Source organism: Bacillus shivajii (assembly GCF_020519665.1).
In the GTDB taxonomy this organism is placed as follows: domain Bacteria; phylum Bacillota; class Bacilli; order Bacillales; family Salisediminibacteriaceae; genus Bacillus_CA; species Bacillus_CA shivajii.
The window spans coordinates 2,915,144-2,940,327 of sequence record NZ_CP084703.1; the positions used below are offsets into that span (position 1 = coordinate 2,915,144).

Annotated in this window: 22 protein-coding genes; 4 read left to right on the plus strand and 18 right to left on the minus strand. The window is 35.9% G+C overall.

Features of this window, described 5'->3' with window-relative positions:
• Window positions 1–92: 92 nt before the first annotated feature.
• The 5 genes from LGQ02_RS14225 to LGQ02_RS14245 form a co-directional block, all read right to left on the minus strand.
• Window positions 93–398, minus strand: a complete 306-nt coding sequence (locus tag LGQ02_RS14225; RefSeq protein WP_226515017.1) for an AzlD domain-containing protein — start codon at window positions 396–398, stop codon at window positions 93–95.
• Window positions 395–1,123 carry an AzlC family ABC transporter permease gene (locus LGQ02_RS14230; protein WP_226515018.1) on the minus strand — a complete coding sequence of 243 codons (729 nt, stop codon included), beginning with the start codon at window positions 1,121–1,123 and terminating at the stop codon, window positions 395–397. The genes LGQ02_RS14225 and LGQ02_RS14230 overlap by 4 nt, the downstream gene beginning before the upstream one ends.
• A 316-nt stretch (window positions 1,124–1,439) precedes the next feature.
• Window positions 1,440–1,988, minus strand: a complete 549-nt coding sequence (locus LGQ02_RS14235) for a hemerythrin domain-containing protein (protein ID WP_226515019.1) — start codon at window positions 1,986–1,988, stop codon at window positions 1,440–1,442.
• Window positions 1,989–2,203: 215 nt separating this feature from the next.
• Window positions 2,204–2,473, minus strand: coding sequence for a NifU N-terminal domain-containing protein (locus LGQ02_RS14240; RefSeq protein ID WP_226515020.1), 270 nt, complete (start codon window positions 2,471–2,473; stop codon window positions 2,204–2,206).
• Between the two features lie 458 nt (window positions 2,474–2,931).
• Window positions 2,932–3,540, minus strand: a complete 609-nt coding sequence (locus LGQ02_RS14245; RefSeq protein WP_226515021.1) for a hypothetical protein — start codon at window positions 3,538–3,540, stop codon at window positions 2,932–2,934.
• Window positions 3,541–3,696: 156 nt separating this feature from the next.
• Between LGQ02_RS14245 and LGQ02_RS14250 the strand changes: the two genes are divergently transcribed.
• Both LGQ02_RS14250 and LGQ02_RS14255 read left to right on the plus strand, forming a co-directional pair.
• On the plus strand, window positions 3,697–4,647 hold the full coding sequence (locus LGQ02_RS14250) for a hypothetical protein (RefSeq protein ID WP_226515022.1): 951 nt from the start codon (window positions 3,697–3,699) through the stop codon (window positions 4,645–4,647).
• 55 nt (window positions 4,648–4,702) lie between these two features.
• Window positions 4,703–7,519, plus strand: a complete 2,817-nt coding sequence (locus LGQ02_RS14255) for a DEAD/DEAH box helicase (RefSeq protein ID WP_226515023.1) — start codon at window positions 4,703–4,705, stop codon at window positions 7,517–7,519.
• Window positions 7,520–7,586: 67 nt separating this feature from the next.
• On the opposite strand, the gene LGQ02_RS14260 is transcribed toward LGQ02_RS14255, so the two are convergent.
• The 3 genes from LGQ02_RS14260 to LGQ02_RS14270 form a co-directional block, all read right to left on the minus strand.
• On the minus strand, window positions 7,587–8,105 hold the full coding sequence (locus tag LGQ02_RS14260; protein ID WP_226515024.1) for a BsuPI-related putative proteinase inhibitor: 519 nt from the start codon (window positions 8,103–8,105) through the stop codon (window positions 7,587–7,589).
• Window positions 8,106–8,221: 116 nt separating this feature from the next.
• Complete coding sequence (locus LGQ02_RS14265; RefSeq protein WP_226515025.1) at window positions 8,222–9,064, minus strand: YitT family protein; 843 nt, start codon at window positions 9,062–9,064, stop codon at window positions 8,222–8,224.
• A 147-nt stretch (window positions 9,065–9,211) separates the two neighbouring features.
• Window positions 9,212–9,484, minus strand: a complete 273-nt coding sequence (locus LGQ02_RS14270) for a hypothetical protein (protein WP_226515026.1) — start codon at window positions 9,482–9,484, stop codon at window positions 9,212–9,214.
• 158 nt (window positions 9,485–9,642) lie between these two features.
• Here LGQ02_RS14270 and LGQ02_RS21340 point away from each other — a divergent pair, with 158 nt between their 5' ends.
• The gene (locus tag LGQ02_RS21340) at window positions 9,643–9,777 is read left to right on the plus strand and encodes a hypothetical protein (RefSeq protein WP_264183985.1); all 135 of its coding nucleotides are present in this window, start codon (window positions 9,643–9,645) and stop codon (window positions 9,775–9,777) included.
• Window positions 9,778–10,050: 273 nt separating this feature from the next.
• Here LGQ02_RS21340 and LGQ02_RS14275 read toward each other — a convergent pair whose 3' ends face one another.
• From LGQ02_RS14275 to LGQ02_RS14320, 10 genes are all read right to left on the minus strand, one after another.
• Window positions 10,051–10,194, minus strand: a complete 144-nt coding sequence (locus LGQ02_RS14275) for a lmo0937 family membrane protein (protein ID WP_226515027.1) — start codon at window positions 10,192–10,194, stop codon at window positions 10,051–10,053.
• A 493-nt stretch (window positions 10,195–10,687) separates the two neighbouring features.
• Window positions 10,688–11,059: a rhodanese-like domain-containing protein gene (locus LGQ02_RS14280; protein ID WP_226515028.1), complete on the minus strand. Its 372-nt coding sequence runs from the start codon at window positions 11,057–11,059 to the stop codon at window positions 10,688–10,690.
• Between the two features lie 80 nt (window positions 11,060–11,139).
• Entirely contained in the window at window positions 11,140–12,246 is a 1,107-nt protein-coding gene (locus LGQ02_RS14285; RefSeq protein WP_226515029.1) for an AI-2E family transporter, read from the minus strand.
• Window positions 12,247–12,544: 298 nt separating this feature from the next.
• Window positions 12,545–13,588, minus strand: coding sequence for a LacI family DNA-binding transcriptional regulator (locus LGQ02_RS14290; RefSeq protein ID WP_226515030.1), 1,044 nt, complete (start codon window positions 13,586–13,588; stop codon window positions 12,545–12,547).
• Window positions 13,589–13,824: 236 nt separating this feature from the next.
• Window positions 13,825–16,191, minus strand: a complete 2,367-nt coding sequence (locus LGQ02_RS14295; RefSeq protein ID WP_226515031.1) for a glycoside hydrolase family 31 protein — start codon at window positions 16,189–16,191, stop codon at window positions 13,825–13,827.
• 318 nt (window positions 16,192–16,509) lie between these two features.
• Window positions 16,510–17,292 (minus strand): sugar ABC transporter permease, encoded by a 783-nt coding sequence (locus LGQ02_RS14300; RefSeq protein WP_226518325.1) that lies wholly within the window; start codon window positions 17,290–17,292, stop codon window positions 16,510–16,512.
• A gap of 95 nt (window positions 17,293–17,387) precedes the next feature.
• Window positions 17,388–18,698 (minus strand): sugar ABC transporter permease, encoded by a 1,311-nt coding sequence (locus tag LGQ02_RS14305; RefSeq protein WP_319003468.1) that lies wholly within the window; start codon window positions 18,696–18,698, stop codon window positions 17,388–17,390.
• A gap of 71 nt (window positions 18,699–18,769) precedes the next feature.
• Window positions 18,770–20,059 carry a sugar ABC transporter substrate-binding protein gene (locus tag LGQ02_RS14310; RefSeq protein WP_226515032.1) on the minus strand — a complete coding sequence of 430 codons (1,290 nt, stop codon included), beginning with the start codon at window positions 20,057–20,059 and terminating at the stop codon, window positions 18,770–18,772.
• 458 nt (window positions 20,060–20,517) lie between these two features.
• Window positions 20,518–22,224: a methyl-accepting chemotaxis protein gene (locus tag LGQ02_RS14315; RefSeq protein WP_226515033.1), complete on the minus strand. Its 1,707-nt coding sequence runs from the start codon at window positions 22,222–22,224 to the stop codon at window positions 20,518–20,520.
• A gap of 175 nt (window positions 22,225–22,399) precedes the next feature.
• Window positions 22,400–23,269 carry an AraC family transcriptional regulator gene (locus tag LGQ02_RS14320; RefSeq protein ID WP_226515034.1) on the minus strand — a complete coding sequence of 290 codons (870 nt, stop codon included), beginning with the start codon at window positions 23,267–23,269 and terminating at the stop codon, window positions 22,400–22,402.
• A 204-nt stretch (window positions 23,270–23,473) separates the two neighbouring features.
• Between LGQ02_RS14320 and LGQ02_RS14325 the strand changes: the two genes are divergently transcribed.
• A complete protein-coding gene (locus LGQ02_RS14325) occupies window positions 23,474–24,850 on the plus strand; it encodes an MATE family efflux transporter (protein ID WP_226515035.1) in 1,377 nt (458 codons plus the stop codon).
• The last annotated feature ends 334 nt before the right edge of the window (window positions 24,851–25,184 follow it).

The following is a 25,184-nucleotide window of genomic DNA, read 5'->3' on the forward strand; positions in this document are numbered from 1 at the left end:
GCTTCTTAGTTAAAATTTTATACATTCTTATAGTGTAAAACGAAAAGGCTGTCTTTAAAAGTACATTTACTTTATTAAGACAGCCTTCATTATTAAAATAAATACGTTACTACTGCTAATCCCCCAATTGCCCCACCAACAACTAGAATTAACGGTGCTCCTACATATGCAAGGATTATAGCCATTAATGCACCTGTCATTGCAAACCAAATGTTTTCGTGAAATGTTAATATCCCTGGGAAGATTAAAGCACCTAATACGGCATAAGGAACACGTGACAGCATCCTTTTAGACCAAGTCGGCCACGATTCAGTTTGAAGCATTACTAAGGGCATCATCCTTGGGATATACGTCACAATCCCCATCCCAATAATCATTAAAACTATCGTCATATTCATTCTTGTTTGACCCCTTTCATGAACAAGCGCTCGATCACTTCATAAGAAACAACAGCTACGATCGTAGCAAACATAATTGCCCAACCAGTTGACATCCACAGGTGAAAAATGGAGTGAAATATCCCACCTAAAATGGCTAGTGAGATTACTACTTTTCCTTCTTTTTTAATTGCTGGTACGAGTAGTGCAACAAAAAGAGCATATAAAGCAATCGCCATACTCTCTTGTAAAATATGTGGCAAAAATCCCCCAGCAAAATAGCCGATAGCCGTAAAAGAGACCCAGCTCGAATATGCAACTGCAGCAGTTCCTAATATGTATGTCGAACGTACAGGCGGATCATTCGTAGAAGCAACCGCGAACACTTCGTCCGTTAGTCCAAACGCGTATAAAGCTCTCATTTTTTTTGAAGACTTTTCTGCTCTTTCATGAATAGAAGCACTCATCAATAAGTGACGGAAATTTACAATAAAGGTTGCTAATACAATCTCTATAGCACCTGACCCTAATGCTATCATTGAAAGAGCCATATATTGAGCTGCCCCTGCAAAAACCACCATACTCATTAATACGGATTCAAATACTGTTAAACCAGTCGCACCTGAAATTAAACCGAACGTCAGGGCAACCGGCATATAACCAACAGCAATAGGCAAACCATCATATATGCCCTTTCTTAAAGGCGATTCGCGTACGCCTTCATATGTATTAGTAACAGTTCCCATTCTAAAGACCCCAATCTGTAGGAATTTGAAAATTTTATATTATTTTACTCCTCTACCCCTGCTATATGTCAAGACTTAACTATTTTAAACGATTAAAGTGTAAAATAGAAGTTCTAATCAGCTATTTAAATATGTTTTCATATTAACTGTCTTCTTGTTTGAAATGGCGGTCAAAGCTCATTATCATGTACACAAGACTTGCGACGCTCAGTTGCCTTATCATCGAACCTTGATTCCATTCAAAGTGCCTACATTTTAGAATAAAACAAAAATGGGACCCCCCTTATAGGACAGTCCCAGCTAAAATATAAAGCAATTAAGCTAATTCTAATTCATCATATTTTTTTAGTAGTGCTTCTTTTTCTTCTGCAGACATCATCGTTTCTGCCATTGGAAATAGAATCTCTTCCTCTTTCATAAAGTGATCAGTCAAAGTATGAAAGACGACAGCAACGTGGTGGGTCAGCTCACGAATATTATTTACATTTGATAAATCTGCTTTTGGATATTTATTAAAGAATTGTGCAATATTTTCTTTTGCTAAGTCATGCTCTTGCTCCATCACAGCAATTGGTCCGCCTTGCCTACCAATATGTTTGACCATCATTTCAAATAAATGTTCCTCTTCTTTTTGTGAGTGTGGTTCAATATTGTTATGAAACGTAGTCATTTGTTCATGTAATACTTGCATCTTTTGCTCAACCTCTTCTTGTTCTGGATCATATGCAATTTCAGATGCTGTGTCATAAAACTGTTTCATTTGCTCCCGTAACGGCGGGTGTTCATCTAAAAGTTGCTGAATCGCCTCACAGTACGATTCAGGCTTCGAGAAACCATGTCCCATACATCCTGCAAACTGTGTCATACTCGTACTCCCCCTCTCAATCTTTACCTATATCATATAAAAAGAGTACCAAGTAATGCGGTGATTTTCATCACATTATCGAACAGTTCACAACATTGTCACGATCACAATAACGCCAAACACGTATCACCATTTATTCCCAGGCTCCTGTCACATGGGAATAAATACCATTAGCGGCATAAAAAAACGAAGAGCATAAAAGCTCTTCGTTCTCTTTAGTTATAAACTTTGTTAAATGCTTCTTCGATTTTTGGTAATAGCGAATCCCAATCTGCATCCATTTCTTTATTTACTGTTACAAAGTCTTGGAAACCGAAGATGTTATCAACACCTTCAAGTGCTAATAATTCTTTTGCTAAAGCGTGATCTGTTTCTTCACCTTTTTTAAATGATGCACTGCCTGATCCTTCAAATAATACTTGATTTGCTGTGAATTTCATTGCGTTTGGGTTTGGAGTCGGTTCTCCTCTAACTTCAATTGCCATGTCACATTCCTCCTTTATGTAGATGTTCTTATCATAACATGCATGAAATCAGAAAATAAACAAACATGATACTTTCGCAAACGTTTTTTATTATCTTCCTCTTATATATGGTGTATACACATGTCGTTTCTGCTCTTTCCTCGACTCAATAAAACTTTTCGATTGTATTTACCATGTTTTAAGTTATTATGCCCCACCTTGCTAATCGGACATACAAACATAACAATTTACACGAAATATTACCTGAATCTGTGATGAAATAAATCATTTCTAACGATTTCTAATGACTCTGGAATTTTTGCTTCGTAAAGATAATTACTCGAATTCTTTACTTGTGGACGCTTTCACCCCGAGGGACAAGTGCGATCATACGTTCCACAGGCAGAGCCTTGGGATTAAAAGACTATAATAAGAAGGATGCCACATTAAGCTTTAGCTTTTCGTGGCATCCTCATTATTTACGATCCATATCTCTTTTTTAACCTTTCTCTTTCATAACATAGTTCTTGTAATTTTTCTTTAATTTTCTCCGCCGCTTCATTGTCCTTTTCATTTAATGCATCAGCCAGTTCCATTAAACTATAATCAATCTCAAGCTTGATCATGCTAGCTTTCACGTCAGGATCAATTTCATTAATCGCCATGTTCTTCTTTTTAATGGTTCGATATGAGGCCATATCAGCTTTTTCACCTCCACCAATTTTCATAACAGAAACTATTTTTCCATTATCAAAACAACTGACATAAATCCACCCGTCTGTCGCCGTTTTTACAATCGCTCTTCCTTTTGTTTCGGTGATAAGCTCTTCTAAAATAATCGCCAGGTCTTCCATCCAAATATTCAACTCTTTCAATTGAATGACGGTCACTTGATCACTTGGCCTTTTAATCGGAATCATCACTTGCCCTTCTTGTGAACGAACAATTAACTCTACATTCTCATTATCATGACGCCACGTAATTCGAAAATGGGCCTGGAGCAATTTATGAATAAAGGACTTCAGTACTGGTCTAGGAAGCTCTATAAACAAATCTTGAAACTCAGCCTGAAAACAACTTTCCTTCATAACCACGCTCCTTCCAATTGTTTTTATATTTATCGTATGATAATAAAGCAAAAAAAGAAGAGATTTTTCTATATATTCTGATTTTTTCTCCCGGTTGTCCATTTCCTTCGTTACAATTAAAATAGTCATAGAACATTACGATTGAAGGTGAGCTTCGTGAATGACCATTCTCCATTAAAACTTAGAAAAAGATTACAAGAGACATTCCATCATGCTTGGTCTGAACTAGCTCAAGCCCTATCTTTTCAAACAAGTGGCCTATACACATTTCAATCTTGGTGTGAAAGCAAATCATGGGGAAAACAAATCGGGCTAGATGATAACGAGTCATCGATTCTTTTTTCAATTTTTCTTCTCCATAGTTTTACTCAAGTACGCCAACAAATGATTAACATGGGAACCTACTCGTTTAAAAAAAAGAAGCTCGAGAATTACATCCGTGAACAAATGAATGTAAGTGAACTACCTTTTGAACATATATATTCAGAATGGTTAGCATTATATACCGAAGACAAACGATTTGTTGAGCAATTTTCTCCTTACATTTTTCACCAAAATCTTAAAAGTTTTCAGCAACTTCAAACAAAAGATCAATTGGACCACTGGCTTTATACTTGGATTTCACGCCCACATTTGAAGAAATACGTCGACTTATATGAAAGCATGAATAACGAGGAGCTTATCAACGACTTAAGGTCTCAAGCACTACAATTACTAAAAACAAGACAATTGCACGATGATGCATCTCAACGTGTTTACATGCAGCTTCTTTGTTACCATAAAGAAGTAGACAAAGGTGTACACTTTTTCTTATTAAGAGTGAAAGATCCTTTAAAAATCGGGATAGAAGGTGAGCAATTATTACAAATGCTCAAAACTGAAAGTGCGCCAAGTGCAAAGAAAGTGATGATTCAATTTATCGAACGACTCATAGAGAAAAAAACAAAAAATCATTATGAAAAAGCTTCTACCTTTCTAACCGAACTGCAAAATTTATGCAAAGAGAAAAATGAACTGAAGGATTTTTATACGATCGTTCAAATATTAAAGAAGCGTTATTCAAGATATACTTCTTTGCAACAGGAGTTGAAACGATTTGATTCATGAGACATGTATAACTATTAATTGCTCCTTCATGTTATCAGACAAAAAAAGAGGGCTCTTGTTAACTATTGAAACAAACAAATATAACATACACTATGACCTAACTATGACAATGATCAAGCAATGGTTGTTTCAAGATGACCAAAGTTCCTACTTCGGCCTAGAATATGACCTTATTGAATGTCATTTAGACAACGAACTAAATCTTGGAATTTTCATCCCGTATGAAAAGGTTTATCAATTTTTGAATGTTGTTTCCAATTTACCATTGCCGTTTGAAAAGTCACATCAGTTCAAGGGTATTTTTCAAATACTAAGTAAAAAATTGGATGAAGTAAAAAATGGTCATATCACTCCAACAGCTTATGGTAATTGGCGGTGGGAACGAGATTCAAGTGTATCCCAATTAAAAGAATATGCGATTATCCTTCATGAAGGAAATAAATACACCGAAGTACCTATAACAAAAGAAGAGCTCCCGACTGTTATTAATCAATTCTTTAACGAATGGTTGCAATACTTAATTATACAATCACCATTTAATGAAAAGCTTTTACAACCATATACCACTCTGCTAAAAAATAAAACGTCAGATGAGCATGTACTTGCCTGGCTGAAAGCTTTGCATAATCCAAGCAAGAAATATGTACTGCCAAAACATCGTTATCCTCATTGCTTAATGGCTTGGCATGCAAGGTATGAAGAACATTTTCAATTTACTTTACTCATCTTTGAACCTTCTGCTCAAGAAGAGTGGCGAATCTCATTATATTTAAAAGAGTGGGAAACATCTCATGTCTGTTCCATAAAAGATATCAAAAATGGAAAACATCCTTTTAAGCAAAACCCGATCCATTACATCCAAAATCATCAGCATAAACTGAAAACTTCACCTGTCACTGAACCTTTATGTATGCAAGAGCCAGAAATCACTGTTACTAATGAAACAATTAGTACGTTCCTTTTAAATGATACAGAAAACTTAGAGATGGCAGGAATATCCGTGCTTGTCCCTCAAAAATTCCAACAAGCACCATTAACTCCAAAATTACAAGGTGAAATCGGTGACAATATATTGGTAGAAAACCATTCCCCTTCACCTTGGAGAGGTCATTCAATTACATGGACTTATTTTATACAAGATGTCCCAGTAAATGAAGAAACATTTCGACAATGGGTTGAAGACAAACGACAAATGATCTATGTACAAGATCATTGGGTATTATGGGATCTAAAACAAGCTGAAAAACTTCTTAAATATCAGGAGGCATATAATAGTAACCATTCTTCATCATTTTTTGATGCATATAGACAATACATCGAACAAAAAGAAGGACTCCACGTAGAAGATCATTCAAATGAAGATTCACATATCGAATGGAGGATCCATCCTTCGAATGATTTGTCTCATTCAAATCATTCATCCGATTCATTGAATTCATATTGGCAACAAAAATTACGCGATTACCAAATTGAAGGTGTTTTATGGCTTATAAATATGCGTAAAAGAAAGTTTGGAGCTTGTTTAGCTGATGACATGGGATTAGGTAAAACCATTCAAACGATCGCCTATTGCGACACTGTTACAGAAGAGGATCAAGGTGACTTCGCTCCCCATCTTATCATTTGTCCAACAAGTGTTTTAACAAATTGGGCTAACGAATTTCAAAAGTTTGCTCCTTGGCTTCACGTTTATGTACATGAAGGGAAATTCTCAACTCGTAGAGATTCATTTTATAACGAAAAACGAGCTGACGTCATCCTGACATCATACCCTCTTGCTGTGAATGATAAAGAATTATTACAAAATGTCACATGGTCAACCCTAATTTTAGACGAAGCGCAAAAATTAAAAAATATACAGACAAAGTTACGTAGTACAATCGGTGACTTTTCTGCCATTCATACAGTTGCCTTAACAGGGACTCCAGTTGAAAATGACCCAAAAGAATTGTGGAGTTTAATGGACATTTTAAATCGAGGTTATTTAAAAACAGAGGATTGGTTTACAACACGATTTTTATCGAACAAACAAACAGAAGAGGAAGAAGAACGATTTTCCGACCTCCGAAAATTAGCTGGACCGTTTATTTTACGAAGAACGAAAGAAGATTTCCAAGAACAACTTTCATTACCTGACAAAAAAAATAAACAATATATCGTTGGACTTACCGACGAACAAAGAAGCTTATATGAGGTGATTGTTGAAGACTTACTTGAGGATTATCATGGGCTTTCTCAAATAGAGAAAAGAGCTAAACTATTCAAGTCACTAACAAAACTCAAACAAATCTGTAATCATCCTGCTCAATTCTTAAAAGAACAAACATTTTCTAGTTTGATGAGGCGATCAGGTAAATGGGATAAATGTATCAGATTGTTAAATAACCTTGTTCGTCAGAAAAAGAAGGTACTTATATTCACTCAATATCGACAAATGGGGATATTATTAAAGGAAGGTATTCATAAAGAATTTGGCATTCATACGCCTTTTTTCCACGGTGCATTAACAACGGAGAAGCGGCAGAGCCTTGTAGAGGACTTTCAAACGAATGACCATAAGCCCTTTATGATTATTTCATTACGTGCTGGTGGTGTCGGCTTAAACTTAACAAGTGCAACCGAAGTCATTCATTACGATCGCTGGTGGAACCCTGCAGTCGAAAATCAAGCAACCGATAGAGTTTATCGCATTGGACAAACAAATCCTGTCACAGTCCACACCTTTATAACTGAAGGTACGTTAGAAGAGAAAATCGAACTTCTACTATCTGAAAAAGAAGCAATGACACGTAACCTTCTTGAACAAGATTCAGCGCCACTATGGAAACTTTCTAAAGAAGAACTAGCGTCTCTACTTACCTTACGGACTTAAATTCTATGATCGTTTTAATCAAATTAAAGGCTGGTGCGAATTTGCACCAGCCCATTTGTAACTTCATTTACTTTTGAACCTTTATCGTTTTTTCAAATGGTATGTCATTTAAATCTTCACCATTAATTGCATATGTCAAAATTTTAGCATACACCTCAATACTTTTAAGCTCAGATAATTGTTCAGACTGCCAATGATCCTGAAACGATAGCGTTTCTCCAGATTCTAAGCTCTCAGTTATGAATGCTTGTGTAAACATCATTCCTTCAGAATACTTATATAGCTCTTCCCCGTTTCCATCACGAATAATGACTTCAAATTGTTGTCCAGATGAAAAATCGATTGTTTTCGTTTCATCACTCTCATTTTCTAATGTCATGTTGACTTCGATGACGTTATCGTTCACTGAAGCATCTAGCTCGTATAATAAACCTTCATAATCCACTTCAGTTTCCTCCTTGTCTTCCTCGCCGTCTTCAATAACAGGATCAGACCCAGACGGACTTTCACCTGTACCACAAGCAACCGATATAAATATCATGGTAATAAATACACTTATTAATGATAGGAGTCGTGAGCGTTTCATCTAATTTTCCTCCCTATTACCTGTCTTATTATATTAGACGATATCATAGCATTTATGTTTCAAATCTAGAAAAACATTGTAAGTGTACTTTATTATTCTTACTCGCATGGTGGCCCTTAATCATCTTTTCTAAACATCCCATAAATCCCAGTCGTTTGTACGATATTTGTAAATGCTTGAGGGTCAACTTCATCTATAATTTGTTGCAATAAATAAAGTTCATATCTCGTAATGACAATCATTAATACTTCTTTGTCTTCTCTAGTATAGCCGCCTTTGGCAGGGATTCTCGTTACACCTCGAGTGACTTTACGATAAAATGCAGACTGCAATTCATCTGCTTTGTTCGTAACAACCATTGCAGTCAGTTTCACATGACGAGTATGTATTGCATCAATAATTCGTGAAGTGACATATAAAGTAAGTAATGTATAAAGTGCCTCTTCCATACCGAACATAAGTCCTGCTGCAACAACGATCATTGCATTCATGATGAAAAAGTATACACCTAGAGGACGATCACTTTTACGCGCTAATATTAAAGCTAAAATATCAACACCACCTGATGATGCACCCCACTTTAAAATGAGACCAGCTCCAGCTCCTCCGATTACGCCTCCAAAAACAGAGTTTAAAATAATATCTTCGGAAAGTGGTGCAATAGGAATAACAGTTAAGAAAAATGTTGTAAAAGCTACATTGACAAAACTATAAAATGTAAAGCTCTTCCCTACTTTTTTCCACCCTAAAATGGCAACCGGAATATTTAATAATAATAGTAAGAAGCCAGTTGGTAAACCGGTAAGCTCTGCGAAGATTTGTGCAACCCCAGTAAAACCGCTCGCAAATACGTTTGCTGGAATTAAAAAGATATTTAAACTAATTGCTAATAAAAGTCCACTTGCAAAAGCGATGATGACCTTTTTCCCCTCTTCAATGCCATCAATATTTTTTAACATATCGCCTCCTCCTTTCTTATGTCCGTATAAACTCGGAGCGAATTGATTATAATGTCATTTCGTCGTATTGTAAACAAAATTATTTGTTTACGTAGAAAAGTTCAAAAAGAGAAACCATCACGTAAAAATGATGGTTTAATGAGTGACCTACTGCTGTATATGTTCGTTGTAATATTTCACCGAATAAACAGCCCCTTCATCAACCATCGCATTATCTTCGATGTCATGAGGATCTGAATGACCAACTTTTTCTTTAAAATAAGGGGCTTGGTCCTCTTTCGTTTCATTTTTCAATTTCGCTTTTAGACGTTCAACGTTATGCATGACCTTTTCTCGGTTTTCTTCTTTACCAAAAAAATATGTGCCTCCCGCGACTGCTGTGGCAACGATTGTTGAAGTCAACACTTTCTTTGAGTTCATTTACGCATCCCCCTTTAACATGTTATTAATATACACATACCCAGAACAAAATGTCGCTAAACCAATACATATTTCCGACCTAAAATAACACATATTAAACGTAAGTTCACAAATAATCAGGGATTTTCCCTGCTATTTTTGTTTAAGGAGGATGAAAGGTGGATCCAACAAAAGATAATAATAAGAAAAAGCGTGATAACCAAGCAATGAATGAGCAAAAAAATAAAAAAGAAAAGCAGAACCGTCAACATCAAACGCATCATTCATATAGTAAAAAACCAGATCATCTATAAGAAAAGCGCAAGGCGCCAAATTACGCCTAAAACCAGCTCGCATCCTACGGGCAACGGCGTAATGTCGACACCCTGTCTCCGCGACAGCGCTGGAGTCTCGGTATGAAGAAGTCGACTAGACTTCAAATGCCGAGCGAAGCGACCTCGAGCCGATGGCGCATGGAGTCTAGACAACTATCCAGGACAAAAATTTTATACTTTCTTATCTCTTAAAAAAAGAACAAACAAAGAGAGGCATTTTAAGCCTCTCTTTTTATATTCAATCCAGTCGTGTTAAGGTCTTCTTCCAGCTATTAAGTTGATTACAGCTACGATTAATGCTACCACTAATAGTAAGTGGATAAGTCCTCCGCCTATTTCAAAGCTAAATCCTAAGAGCCACATTAAAATAATGATCCCTACGATTGTCCAAATCATCCATATACCTCCTATTTATTGCTTAATTATAAATGTTGTTCCTCTCCTTGATGTTGGAGGTACTATATCCGAATTATATAAATAGCAAACATAAAAAAGTTGGGTCTTCTTTAACTCATAGCGAAAGGCTTAGAAAATGCATTGACTACGTTCTACAGGAGGTAACAAAATTAGTTCAAATGACACCGTATTTTCAACTATAGATCAAGAGAAGAAAAAATAACGCAGATCCTACGAGTAAAGTACCTCAAATCATCCACCTATCCTCCTCGACAATATGTCATCACTACACAGCCCGGATAAATCGCCATGTTCTGTAGCAGACTCAATATCAGGACGTTTTGTCCGTTGAGACCAAGGGCACTACATCTGAGAAGAAACGATCGTATATGGAGCTAGATGTAATAACTACATAAAAGTTATCGAAAAAAACTTTTTCTATCATTGCGTAGAAAAAAAGAGCTCGGAATGACCCAAGCTCATCAATTTATTATTATAATTTTTTCAACTCATCTGCAGTTGCAATCGATACTTCTTCACCTTCTGCAATCTCACCATCCCAAGAAAGCATACCACCATCAAAGTTTATTACTTTATCAATACCATGTTCCTTTAAAAACATCGATACATTTTGTGACCTGTTCCCACTACGACAAATAAAAACATATTCCTTATCTTTGTTGAATCCTTCAATCAAACTTGGGACGGTGTGCATCGGCATAAGAGGCACACCTGGAATGTGTCCCGATTCATATTCATCAGGTTCACGTACATCGATGACAACTGTATTTTCATTCTTCTCTTCTAATACTTTTTTCAATTCATCTTGATTAATTTGTGTAATTCCTCGAAATTCGGTACTCACGAAAACCACCTCTAAGTTGTTTATTTAAACTATCTTATATTTTTCTACTCTTTGATTCAAGCTTTTGAACGTTCCTTACGTTAATTATTTCCATTTAATTCTTCGTCAATTTTTTTTCGCAACTTTAATAAACGGTACATGTGACTAATAATAACCTTTAATACAGCATAAGTCGGTACAGCTAAGATCAGTCCTAAGAACCCCGCAAACCTACCTGCAACAAGAATAAGTAATATGATTGTTAACGGATGGATCGAAAGCTTTCTACCCATCACTTGTGGTGAAATGAAGTTACTTTCAATTTGCTGTACAATAACAATTGCAAGAAGCACCCATAAAACCATTATTGGTGAATCAATAATCGCAACAATGACAGCAGGAATCGTACCAATCCAAGGTCCAATAAATGGAATTACGTTTGTAAACATTGCAATAAACGCTAAGATTAACGAATATTCAATACCAATAATAAGAAAACTGATATACATCAATAAACCCACGCAAAAGCTTACAATAACCATTCCTTGAATGTAGGAACTTAACGCTTCATCCATATCTTTTAAAATACGCTTCCCCTCTAATTGTTGCTTTTCAGGGAAAAATCGTAGCACTTGATTTGGCGCTTCCGGTCCATCTTTTAATAAATAAAATAATACAAATGGAACAAGAATCATCATTAAGACAATATTTGTAATCATCCCGATAAAACTAGCTAAATTAGCGGTGAAGATATCAAATCCTTCTCGTAAATAGCCCATCATGTTTTGAGTAATTTCCTCTACAGAAAAATTATCCGTCTCTTGGAAACGCGCAAACCATTCGTTTTGTTGTACTTCAATGACAATTTTTCCAAGCTCATTTACTAGGACCGGAAAGTTATCAACTAAATTCATAAACTGTCTTTGAAGAACAGGCCCTACTAAAAATACAAGCCCTGTAACAACTCCAATTAATGCTAAGTAAATTAGGAAGATCGATAGGGCTTTTGGTACTTTCTTTCTATGTAAAAAAAGAACAATCGGTCTTAATAAATAATAAAGAACGCCGGCAATTAGAAAAGGAATAAATAACGTTTGGAAAAATACAACGAGCGGTCTAAAAATAAACGGCACCAGAGACCCTAGAAAAATAATTAACAAAATGAGTGCAGTAGCAATTAAAAATCGAAAAAAACGACTATTAGGCAATTTGTCTCACCAACTCTCTTAGTATTACACGATTATAGGCTCCATTATAGCATATGAAGAAATAATCAATAACTAAAACAGCTTAATGTAGTAAAAGTTTTAATGGGGATGGTCCGGAATGACTTCGAGCCAGCTACTTCGTTTTAATTTTATTGATTCTTAACGTAAACAAAACTTGGTTTTTTCCCCAAGTCCTAATGGCGAAAGCCTTAGTTGCGGTTATAATATCAACCGAAATTATAAATTCTGGTAGTATAAAATAAAAAAGAGCTGTATCTATAAGAACAGCTCTTTTAACTCATGGTTTAGACACCTGGTTCATTAACTTTTGACATGTTTGTCGTTTTATCATTTTATGTGGAATAATGACTTTTTTCGTTTCTGACTCTGGGTGTAAAATCTTTTCTATTAAACAATTTGCCGCTTCATAGCCTAATCCATAGATATTAATATCGACAGTTGTCATTGGTGGTGAAGAAAGTTCTGAAATCATCACATTATTAAAGCTTATAATGGAGATATCGTCTGGTACACTGACTTCCATTTCACTTAACATTCGCATCACGCCAAAGGTCATAATATCATCAGCAACAATCATTGCAGTTGGTCGATTCTTTAAAGACATTAGATCAATCACTGCCTCTTGACCACCTTCTTGTAATTCTTCACGAAAAACAATGTAATCATCTGACTGTTCAATCCCTGCATTTTTAAGCGCTTGTTTATACCCTTCCATATGGTCGACAGTAACAACAAAGTCAAGATTTCCTCCGACAAAAGCGATATTACGATGTCCAAGAAGTAACAAGTATTCTGTCACTGTTTTTGCTGCTTTATAGTTGTCATTGTTTACAAATGTAATATCCTTCATTTTAGGATCATACGGTCTCCCGATAACAGTAAATGGAAATTTCTGTTCATACAAATATGACATGACTTTGTCATTCACTCGAGAATATAACAAAATAATCCCGTCAACTCGTCCACCTTGAACCATATCTTGAACTTCTTCATAGATTTCTTCTTCCGTTTGACCTGTTGAAAGATAAAGTCCGTATTCGAGTTGATATGCTTTTGTACTTATGCCTCTTATAACTTCAGGGAAAAAGGGGTTTTGGAACGTCTTATTTGCAGAATTAGGCATAATAATTCCTAATGTTTTCGTACTTTTATTGGCTAAGCTGCGCGCATTAAAATTAGGGTGATACCCTAATTCTTTCATTGCTTCCCTAACCTTTTCTTTTGTCCGCTCGCTTATCCTCGGACTATTTGCAATGACTCGGGAAACAGTGGAAGGGGCGACATTTGCTTTTTTTGCCACATCTTTAATTGTAATTGCCATGGCTTTTGCATCCCTTCTTCATGTTATATTACAATGAATACATTTCATCATAGCTTATTAGGCATTAGGACGCCCAGTTTAGTCAATGGATCACATCTCACCGCATTGCAACTATAAGACGTCCTATCCGCCAAGGGATGTTGTAATTTATAAAGTATTTCCATCCCTTGAGTTGGCCTAACTTTTGTATCTGTATAATAATCACGGATTATTCACATCTATGATTTTAACACCAATTATATTTTAAGTGGTATGATTATATTTCCAGCTTTTTCTTCAGCAATAGATGTAATATCTTCACCATCAAGCAGTACCTTCTCTAGTTGGTCTTTACCATGAATAACGAGTGTAAATGCTTTCCAATCAGGAGTATATCTCCCTTTTCGGTTAGTTGTTACTTCAAGAAAGTTATCGTTATACGTAAACGTTAATTCGTTTTCATAAACATTTCCAGTTTCATATTCAAACGTTTTACCATCATCTTCATAAACATTGTATGTCGCTTTTCCTTTACTAGCTTTATAAAGATGGATTTGATAATTTTCTTCTTGTTGGTCTGTTGATGTTTTTATAGCTCCATGAGCAACTGCTGAATTTTCCTTAATAAAGATCGGTAATGTTTCTATGTCTGCATGAACTAGATGGTGCTCGCCACCTGTTAATCGTTCTTCTGTCCAATAATCAATCCAATTCCCTTCAGGTAAATAAACGACACGATGCTCTGTATCTGGAGTCATGATAGGTGCAACAATGACGTTTTCACCAATCATAAATTGATCACATAAATTAAACGTCTTTTTATCTTCTGGATATTCTAAGACGAGTGGTCGCATAACTGGAACTCCAGTTTCATGTGCTTCCTTAAATAAACGATACAATTGAGGCATCCAAACGTAACGTAGTTGGATATAATTTTTGACAATTTCCTCAATGTCTTCTCCAAAAGACCAAGGCTCTTGTCTAGCAGTACCAATAGCACTATGGTTTCTAAAATAAGGTGTAAACGTTCCAAATTGTGTCCACCTAGCTAATAGTTGCCCATTTGAGTCATGTGCAAATCCTCCAACATCCGGTCCGCAAAAAGCAACACCTGATAGTCCTAAGTTCATACACATTGGTAACGCTAAGTGTAAATGTTCCCAGAAGCTTCGATTATCCCCTGTCCATACGGACCCATAACGTTGAACGCCTGCATAACCAGCTCGAGTTAGTAAAAAGGTTCTTTTACCGTCTAGCTGTTTTTTCATTCCTTCATATGTTGCTTCACCCATCATTAAGCCATATAAGTTATGCAATTCACGATGTGTTTTCGGATCCCCTTCATTATCATGCATGACTTTTGTATCCATCGTTTTTGTCTCATTAAAAACAGCCGGTTCATTCATGTCATTCCAAATGCCTTCGATTCCAAGGTCTGAATAAAAACGGTGTTTTTCTCCCCACCAATTACGAACATATTCGTTTGTAAAATCAGGAAACGCACTGTTTCCAGGCCAAACATCACCAAAATATATGTTTCCTTCGATGTATTTACAGAAGAAATCATTTTTAACTCCTTCTTTATAAATATCGTATTCAGGATCTTCTTTTACACCAGGATCAACAATTGGAACAACACGTATTCCTTGATCACGCAAATCTTGGATTAGCTTTTTCGGGTTTGGATATCGGTCATTATCGAACGTAAACACACGATACCCGTCCATATAATGAATATCTAAGTAAATCGCATCGACTGGTATTTCTTTTTCCAAAAAGTTATGCACGAGCTCTCTTACTTCTTCTTCTGTTTCATAGCTATATCGTGATTGATGATAACCTAATGCCCATTTTGGAGGAAGTGGCATTTTTCCAGTTAATGACGTATATTGCTTTAATACTTCTTTCATTGTCGGACCAGCAAAAATATAATAATCTAATTGTCCTGATTCTCCACGAAACTCATAAGTACCCTCTTGATCTCTCATATCAAAAAACGTTTTGCCGGTATTATCAAAAAACGTACCAAAAGCGAACTCGTCCCTTAATGTCATGAAAAACGGGATGGACTGGTAAAGAGGGTCGGTTTCTGGATTATGAGGTGCGTATACATCTGAATTCCACATCGTTAATTTATCGCCTTTTTTATCTAAAAATCCCGTCTTTTCACCAAACCCATAAAAGTGATCGTTTTTATCCATATCTTTAAAACAAACAACTTCACCTGTTGCACTAGAACCTAAACCTTTAATTGTTTCATTTACTAATGTTTTTCCATTATTATTAGAGACCTTTATACGAAAGGGGTGTTTCTCTATTTGTAAAGTTAGTTCATCCGATTGAACTGTTAAACCTTCGTTTGTTTCATTAACACGATATGATACACTATCTCGTTCTTTTACAACTGCAGGGCTTGTTTTCATTTTCGGGCGAGTTTTAGGATTCATAACGATTCGAACAATTGATGAAGTATTAAACTCGACATTTACAAAACCATGCTCACATTTGAACATTAATCGTTCATTTTCAGTAGCAAGTGAAATAAAGTTGCCTACATCTTGGTAATTTGTACCTTCTATTTCATTCTTTTTTCCTGGGTGTATCGCAAAACTTGTATCTTCCATTGCTTCTCCTCCTTGGCTTTGAAAGTTGACAATGATTCTAATTCATATTAAAAAAATTTGAGTTATTGCTAAAGAGGCTCTTAGTAAGCGAAGTTTGCTTACATAGAGCCCTTATGCTTTATTGTCAAGTCCTAATTAGGAACTTCGGCTAAAATCGATCACGTCCTGTGATCAACGCCGAAGTCACCACATCCTGTGGAAGTAAGCCTTAGTTGAAGCTACACCAACAACCATAGGTATTATAAGTTTTGTTAGTAAAAAAATACGAGTGAAAAGGGCGCCCCTTTTCACCGCACTTTCTTTCGTTGAACTTTTCTTTTATCCTTTCGTAGCCCCTGATGTTAAACCAGAAATGAGGTAACGTTGTAAGAATAAATAGACAAGTGAAATTGGAACAGCAATTAATATCGCACCTGCAGCAAACCGAGTAAAGTTGTTTGCAAATTGGTCATTTACGAAGTTGAATAAGCCTAGTGCCAACGTAAAGTTCTCCGGATTTCTCAAGACAATACGTGGTAAAATAAAGTCCATAAATGGTGCCATAAAGTTAAATAATGCAACTACTGCTAAAATAGGCTTTGCTAACGGAAGCATGATTGTAAAGAAAATACGGAAATGCCCGGCTCCATCAATTTTTGCTGACTCGTCAAGTTCTCTCGGGATTGTATCAAAGTACCCTTTGACTAAGAAAGCGTTCATCGGAATTGCTCCACCTACATAAATGATAATTAAACCGACTAAGCTGTCTAAAAGACCAACTGTGTTTAATAAAATATAAAGGGCTACCATCGCCATTAATACTGGGAACATTTGCAAAAGTAGAAATGCGTATAAGCCATTTTTACGCCCTTTAAAACGATATCTTGAAAATGCATATGCTGTTAATGCAACCATAAATGTTGCAAAAAATGCAGTCGATAAAGCTACGATTAAAGAGTTTTTATACCAAATTAAATAGTTACTACGCGGGTCAAAGAATAACCATTTATAATGTTCAAGTGACCAGTTTTCTGGAATCATTTGTGCCCCGAACAACCCACGTCCAGGATTTAACGATAATCCAAACGCCCATAATAGGGGATACAAGATGATTACAAACATGATTGCAATCACTGTATATATACCGAATAGTTCGATAAAGTTTCTTTGTTTTTTCGTTAAACGATTTGGTTTGTTTACTTGTTGTGATGCACTCATTAAAATGTCCCCTCCTCTTTAAAGGAACGCGAACGTCTGAACTGGAAGAAAGCAAAGCCTGCAACCATCAGTCCTAAAATAATTGAGATCGCCGCGGCCATATTATATTGCTGATTTTCGAACGTTAAACCGTAAATCCAAGAAATTAAAATATCCGAGCCACCAGCGGTTTGCCCTCGTACAGCAGGTCCACCTTGGTTAAAGAGATAAATAATATTAAAGTTATTAAAGTTAAACGAATATTGCATAATTAGTAATGGTGCAGTTGCGAACATAACATGTGGAAAAGTAATGTTCTTAAACTTTTGCCATTTGTTCGCTCCATCAATATCAGCAGCTTCATACCAATCCGACGAAATACTTTGCAGGACTCCTGTAAATAATGCATAGACAAACGGGAAACCTAACCAAACTTGTATTAGAATTAACGCTACTCTCGTCCAAGTTGGGTCTTGTAACCACGGGATTGTCGTTCCAAATAACGGCTCAATAATTTGTAAGTTAATCGCTCCGAAGTTGTCATTAAATAATGCAGAGAAAATGATAATTGTAACAAAGGCTGGAACCGCCCACGGTAAAATAAATACAGTTCGGATTAACCTTTTAAAGCGAACACGTGGGTCGTTAACAATGACAGCTAAGAATAGTGCTAATGCGATTTGTAGTGTCGTAGCTACGAACGTCCAAATTAATGTCCATGATAGAACGTTAATAAATGTCGTTCTCCATTCTTGGATCGTAAATAAGTTAATGAAGTTTTGGAAACCAATCCATTCAAGCAAATGTCTAGGTGGAGCGTTGTATAAGTTGTAGTTTGTAAATGCCAATGCCACCATAAATAGTAATGGGAACACTACTACGAACAAGAGTAAAAACAATCCTGGAGAAACAAGGACATAAGGAAAACTTGTATCCCAAGCATTTTTCCAACCATCACGAATGTTTGGAACAGTCCAACCTAATTGTATTCTCTTTGCGTCTTTACGGGCATCTTGAATATTTAATACATAAAATGTAATAAAAAACGTTAAGAAAAATAGTGATATAATACCTTCACTTAGGAACACACGAGAATCATCTTCACGTGGAACCTCCCCCAATGTCACCAACCCTTGTAAACCGGAGCTGATGAAGTCATACATTACGACTACGAAAGCAGCAAAGAGAATGAATAAGGTCGCACCTTTAATAAAGCGCTTATTATACATTTGACCGAGCCCCGGAATGATTGAAAGCATAGCAGCTACATTCGGATTGTGATTTGGGTTGACTAATTTCCCTTGATGTTCGTTTTTATCATTTGTAGCCATTTGTACTTCCTCCTGGTTTAAAGAATGGGGATTGAGAAGAACATCTTCTCAATCCCGCTTTTATTCCTTCATTAGTTCATAATCGCGATTTGATCACGAATTTGTTCAACTGCCTCATCTAAAACTTCTTGAGCATCTTCACCTTGAGAGATGAACTGTAATGCATCACCAATAGGTTCCCAAACTTGAGACATTTCTGGTACGTTTGGCATTGGTGTTGCAACTTGAGTCTGTTCGAAAATAGGAGACATAAACTCATCATCAATTTCTACAGCCGTGTGAGCAGGAAGCTCTCCAGCCACTTCGAAATATGTTTCAGAGTTTTCTGCATTTGTAATGAATAACGCTAATTCTGTCGCCCAATATTCATGATCAGTGTAGTAGTTCACTAACCAACCTTTGTTACCAGAGAATGAGTTTAGTGGTTCTCCATCCCAACTTGGAAGTGGAGCTACAGCAAGGCTGTCACCTAAGCTCTCACGGTAATCAGGAATTGACCATGGTCCAGTTACAACCATACCTGCTTGACCATCTGTGAATAATCCGTTCATGATATCTCCATCAACACCTGTAGGCATTAAACCTTCTTCAAACCAAGATGCAATTGTTTCTGCACCTTCTACAGCTCCTTCAGAGTTCAAACCGATGTCGCTAGTATCATATACACCATCAGCGCCTTGATCGAACACATACCCACCAGGTCCTGTTAGGAATGGGTACGTAAAGTAGAAGTTTGTTGCTTCCATTAAGAAACCGTAAGTTGACCCATCAGTTAGGTCATGAGCGATATCCATTAATTCATCCATTGTTTCTGGAGCTTCAGGAACAAGATCCGTGTTATAGAAAAGACCGTATGTTTCTACAACAGCTGGGATCCCGTATTGAATACCATCATAACTGAAAGATGTTACTGCTTCCTCATTGTACTCAGCTAAACGCGCTTGCTGATCTTCTGTTAGTTCTAATTCAGCAGCTAACCCTTGAAGGTGAATGTCTCCCATACGGTCATGCGGTTGGAAGAAAAGGTCTGGTCCTTGTCCAGCTGGACCGTCAAGTGACATACCTTCTGTTTGTTCTAACATTGAGTAAGGAATAATATCAACTTCAATGCCATATTCATCAGTAAAACGTTGGGCAATTTCCTCGTATGCATCTAATTGTGATTCTTCGTCATTAACCCACATCGCTAACTCTTCAGGCTTCTCAGGTACACCATCATCTGAAGATTCTTCTGTTGTCTCTTCTCCAGCGCCATCATCAGTTCCTACTTCATCAGCTGGAGCATCATCGTCAGCCCCACCACAAGCAGCAAGTGCTACAGATAATGCAATGGTCATTAATAAAGTCTTGCTTTTAAACATGTGTCTTCCCCCTTAAATAATTTTAATAATCATTTTGTGCAACTCGTTTGCCTTGTTCCTTACCTTAAAATATATAAGATATGTCTACGTACAGGTTAATTAGCTCCGAGTGAAATTTAACCGCTTACATCTCGTTCAATACAATAATTTATACAATCGCTCGAATGCCAAAAGTTATTATGTGTCTCATTGTTACACCTATACGTTTCAAGGTAAGTTCTTGCAATAAGGACAACCGTTTGCGCAGTTGTGTTAAAAACAATTCCACGTATACAAGAGACGTGAAACCGTTTGCACCAACTTATAACTCTATTATACTAGTCAGTCTAAAAAAAACAACCTTTTTACCAAAATTTTTTATTTGGGAATTTGTCAAATTCATGAACGAATATAGAAAATGATATTGATACAAAAAAGCCCCCAGTCAACATAAACAGTCAACTAGGGGTTCATATATCCTATTTTGAACCTTTCCTTAGAGTTTTTGCTGTTTCATTTAAAGAAGAAACTTCCCCTGTCATCTCGTGTTGTAGCTTTGTTTGATTTTCAATTGTTCTCATCACAAACCGTGATTTCTCTTGCAGTTCTCCTGCTCCTTCTACAAGATCAGTGACTGAGGTTACGACTTCTTCAATTGCTTGATTAATTTGAGCAACTGATTCATTGATCTCACTATTTTCTTTAGTTAATTCTTGATTCCTCATTGATACACCCGAAAAAAGCTCTCTTGCTTGACCCATTTTTAATGAGGATTCTTCACTTTTTTCTTTGAAAATAGAAAATAAATGATAGACTTCCTTTGTGTCATTTTCTATTTCAGATAATGTTTCTTTTGTCTGTTCAGAGAACTTATTTGTTTCTGTTGATAATTTACGTATTTCATCAGCTACTACAGCAAATCCTCTTCCTTCTTGACCTGCTTTCGCTGCTTCAATTGATGCATTTATTGCTAATAAATTTGTTTGGCCTGCTATATCATCAATCCCTTTTAGGAAAGTCGTCATGATTTCCATTCGCTCTTTCATTGTATTAACTCTCGTTGCAGCAACATCTGTTCTTTTGTTTAATTCATCCATCATTCCATTTAGTTCCGTAACAATCTCTTTACCATTAACAGAATCACCTTCTGTGCTTTTCATTTTTTCATTTATGTATTCAATAGATGAATGAATTTCTTCAGAGCTAGCTGAAACTTCTTCGGTCGTTGCAGAGATTGCATTTGTAAATTCACTCTGGTGATCGATTTTTTGACTGAACTTCTTCATCGTTGAGTCAATCTCTTCAATTCCGTTTAATAATTCATTTGATTTATTCGTAGTGCTTTTTAAGACTTGAACAACTCTTTCACCAGCAAGTTCACTTTTATTGACCAATTCTTGTATAGATAATCCCATTTCCCTTAATGCTTCATCAATTTCATAAAATTCATCACGCCGTTTCGTTGTTTGATCAAAGTCAAGGTCTCCAGATTGATAACGTTGAATACGTTTTTTTACTAACCTTACACCGTGCTTTAAATTCCGCCCAAACAGTATTAAAAAAGAAACAGGGACAACGATGACAAGTAAAGCAGCAACTCCCGTTATAAAAGTGGTGAATTGGATTGCATCATGTAATGATTGTGTGGTATTTGTTCTCTCTTCTTCAAGAAAACTTTGAATCCTATCATCGATTTGTTGAATATTCTCTTCTATTCTAGTAATTTGAGGCGTTACTCGATTTCTAATTTGAGCGACTTCGTCACCGACGTAAATCGTATGGAAATAAGTTTCTGTTATCGTTTTATATGTAGAGAGTGCATCTTCAAAATGAGCGAAATAATGTTCAAGGGTTTCGTTTCCTTCTACCCTCAGATGCATGCTTTTCAACAATTCATCAGTTTCAAGGATCGTTTCCTCTAATAATTGAATACGGTCTTCATTATACCCCGTTGTCGTTAATTGAAATTGGATAAGTCCTATTTCCTTTACTCCCCCTAGTAAATTCGTATATTCATGTTGAAAAGAAGCAGTTTCTTCTAACATTATACTTTCATTAGCTATCTGTTGGTTTGCATAATAAATTACACCACCTGACAATAGACTTATTAGGAAAATGAATACGATTAGCATTTTTAATTTAAATAATAAACTTTTTAACATTCTCTTTTCTTTAAGCTTTTTCATATAAATCCCTCTTTCCAACAGTTATCCTTCTAAATAATGTTTTTCAAAGCCCCCTCCCACCTTCTCGACCATAGCGAAACCGTTTGCACAACTTTGTATATAGGAATATTATAACACCTAAATCAAGGAAATCCATGCATAAATGCGCTTACAATGTACTCAATATCCTATATACTCATAGTTGATTACGTCTAATTCTCCTATATTCACCAGGAGTAATCCCTTCTTTTTGTTTGAAAATTCTCGAGAAATAACTAACATCTTTAAAGCCCGCCTCTGAGCTAATCGTTTTTAAGTCGAGATTTTCATTAACTAATTTTTGTTTAGCAACCGTTAGCCTATAGTAATGTAAGTATTGGATCGGTGTAACGCCTGTTACTTTTTTCATTGATCTTGTAATATAATCCGGGTGATATAACAAAGACTTTGCCATTCCTTTTACGGTGAATTCTTTGTTATCATAATTATTTTTAATATAGTAAAGCACTTGATCAACAACAGTTTGTGATGTTGAAGGGATATGCATCGCTTCTTCTTGTAATAGCAAGATGAATTCTGAGAAAATCATCTGCTGCTTTAATTTCATAGCAGGGTCACCGGATTCATTTATCGTAATAAGACGTTCTAACGTTTCATTACAGCTTCCGGACTGTCTAATCTCACCGTATCGAGGTAAATGAAGGTTAAAAATAGAGGGACTAGTATATGTACTTTCTTTTAAGAATACCTCTGACCAATCCACCTCTTTCTTTCCTATTAAATTAAACTGATTCGTGAATGAGAAATGAATCCAAAAAAAATCCGTATCTTCACTACAAGGGTGTTCCCCAACATGTTCAAATCCTGGTGCTAAAATAATAAATTGACCACATCTTATTTCATAACTACTATCATTTTCCTTCATATATAATGTTCCTTTTGTTACATATAAAAGATCAAATAGATGAAACGTTCTTTTAAAATGTTTCATCCCTTTAATAAATGTGGCTTCCCCCCCTTTTATAAATGTCGGCATTGGCGGAACGATACTAGTTAACATATTCATCTTGATCACCTACAGGTCGGTTTTGTTCAATTCTTATCGGTTTTTATGACTAGAAACTCATATCAACCTTTACTATGCTATATATACTCTGTCTGTATGTTGACGATTCTATCAATACTCTTATAAAGATATAACATATCAAATTCAATTTCATCAATTGTATATCTTCGCAAGTAAATCTACAATTAAATGAGGGAAAACATAATGAAAGATACAACAAAGAAGAATGTAGGCAACATGACATTGTTTGCCCTAACGTGGCCAATTTTTATAGAAATTTTACTCCATATGTTAATGGGAAATGCTGATACATTAATGTTGAGTCAATATGATGATGACTCTGTTGCAGCAGTCGGTGTAGCCAACCAAATCATGAGTGTCATTATTGTTATGTTTGGCTTTGTCGCAACAGGGACAACAATTTTAATAGCACAATATATCGGGGCAAAAAAAGAAGAAAAAGCAGGACATATCGCTGTTGTTTCAATTGTAGCTAACTTATTATTCGGACTCATTTTAAGCTTATTCCTTTTTGTTTTTGGAGAAATGATCTTATCAGCAATGAACCTCCCTGAAGAATTAATGAGTACGGCACTCATTTATTTACAAATTGTCGGTGGATTTGCATTTGTTCAGTCTTTAATTATGACTTTATCTGCAATTGTTAAAAGTCATGGTTTTACGAAGGATGCTATGTTCGTCACTCTAGGAATGAACGCACTAAATGTATTTGGTAATTATGTGTTTATTTTCGGTGCATTCGGTGCTCCATCTCTAGGTGCAACAGGTGTTGCTATTAGTACTTCAGCAAGTAGAACGCTCGGTCTAATCGTTTTATTTATTTTCCTTTATAAACGAGTGCAAGGTCATTTACCATGGGGATATTTAACAGCTAAATTCCCGAAAGAAGAATTACGTCAATTACTAAAGATTGGGATTCCTTCTGCGGGAGAACATTTATCTTATAATGCTTCACAAATGGTCATTACTTATTTTATTGCCATGATGGGAACAACAGCACTTACAACAAGAGTATATGCGTTAAATATTATTATGTTTGCCTTGCTGTTCGCTATAGCAATAGGCCAAGGTACTCAAATCTTAGTCGGACATTTAATTGGAGAAAAGCGTAAACAAGAAGCTTACCAGCGCTGTTTAAGAAGTTTATGGATCGCTATGACTATCTCAACGTTCGCAGCAACGACTTTTGCGATTTTACGAGATGAAATATTATCAATTTTTACAAACAACCCTGACATCATTCAACTCGGAGGTACTTTACTTCTTTTAACAATTATTCTTGAACCAGGTCGCGCCTTTAACCTTGTTGTTATTAATAGTTTAAGAGCTGCAGGAGATGTAAAATATCCCGTTTACATTGGAATTGCTGTCATGTGGGGGGTCGCAGTAACCGTCTCATATACTGCTGGGATCATTTTTGGACTTGGTCTAATTGGTGTATGGATCGCAATGATTCTTGATGAATGGATTCGAGGATTGCTCATGCTTAAACGATGGCGTTCGAAAAAGTGGGAACAAATGTCTTTTATAGACCATAAAGACGATACAGAAGTCGGTTAGTTAGTTTCTACATTTATTCTATTTTTCATATAATCATGTCGAAAATCACTCCTTCACACAATATTTTCTGAAGAGGTTTTTCGACTTTTTTTGTATAAACTTCTCATATTTATTCTACCCTAATTTATTCCATTATTTTCAGTTTTGAATTTTTAAAGTGTTTTAAAGTAGAGGAACCAAAAATCCTAAGTACAACAATGGTTTGAAGTGGAAAGGTTCTGCATAGTTTAAAGTGGAATTAGTAATCTTTTGACATTCAAAAAAAATTCTGCTTAAATAAAATAGGATACCAGCAATTTTTATGCGATTGTTGGTATGCTCTATGAAAAAAATA

Excerpts from the sequence above, each read along its gene's own strand:
- LGQ02_RS14290 (WP_226515030.1), bottom strand. The coding sequence starts at position 13,588 with ATGGCAATTACAATTAAAGATGTGGCAAAAAAAGCAAATGTCGCCCCT.
- LGQ02_RS14270 (WP_226515026.1), bottom strand. The coding sequence starts at position 9,484 with ATGAACTCAAAGAAAGTGTTGACTTCAACAATCGTTGCCACAGCAGTC.
- LGQ02_RS14275 (WP_226515027.1), bottom strand. The coding sequence starts at position 10,194 with ATGATTTGGACAATCGTAGGGATCATTATTTTAATGTGGCTCTTAGGA.
- LGQ02_RS14320 (WP_226515034.1), bottom strand. The coding sequence starts at position 23,269 with ATGAATATGTTAACTAGTATCGTTCCGCCAATGCCGACATTTATAAAA.
- LGQ02_RS14245 (WP_226515021.1), bottom strand. The coding sequence starts at position 3,540 with ATGAAGGAAAGTTGTTTTCAGGCTGAGTTTCAAGATTTGTTTATAGAG.
- LGQ02_RS14295 (WP_226515031.1), bottom strand. The coding sequence starts at position 16,191 with ATGGAAGATACAAGTTTTGCGATACACCCAGGAAAAAAGAATGAAATA.
- LGQ02_RS14260 (WP_226515024.1), bottom strand. The coding sequence starts at position 8,105 with ATGAAACGCTCACGACTCCTATCATTAATAAGTGTATTTATTACCATG.
- LGQ02_RS14300 (WP_226518325.1), bottom strand. The coding sequence starts at position 17,292 with ATGTTTGTAATCATCTTGTATCCCCTATTATGGGCGTTTGGATTATCG.
- LGQ02_RS14235 (WP_226515019.1), bottom strand. The coding sequence starts at position 1,988 with ATGACACAGTTTGCAGGATGTATGGGACATGGTTTCTCGAAGCCTGAA.
- LGQ02_RS14305 (WP_319003468.1), bottom strand. The coding sequence starts at position 18,698 with ATGGCTACAAATGATAAAAACGAACATCAAGGGAAATTAGTCAACCCA.
- LGQ02_RS14230 (WP_226515018.1), bottom strand. The coding sequence starts at position 1,123 with ATGGGAACTGTTACTAATACATATGAAGGCGTACGCGAATCGCCTTTA.
- LGQ02_RS14325 (WP_226515035.1), top strand. The coding sequence starts at position 23,474 with ATGAAAGATACAACAAAGAAGAATGTAGGCAACATGACATTGTTTGCC.
- LGQ02_RS14225 (WP_226515017.1), bottom strand. The coding sequence starts at position 398 with ATGAATATGACGATAGTTTTAATGATTATTGGGATGGGGATTGTGACG.
- LGQ02_RS14315 (WP_226515033.1), bottom strand. The coding sequence starts at position 22,224 with ATGAAAAAGCTTAAAGAAAAGAGAATGTTAAAAAGTTTATTATTTAAA.
- LGQ02_RS14310 (WP_226515032.1), bottom strand. The coding sequence starts at position 20,059 with ATGTTTAAAAGCAAGACTTTATTAATGACCATTGCATTATCTGTAGCA.
- LGQ02_RS14240 (WP_226515020.1), bottom strand. The coding sequence starts at position 2,473 with ATGGCAATTGAAGTTAGAGGAGAACCGACTCCAAACCCAAACGCAATG.
- LGQ02_RS14265 (WP_226515025.1), bottom strand. The coding sequence starts at position 9,064 with ATGTTAAAAAATATTGATGGCATTGAAGAGGGGAAAAAGGTCATCATC.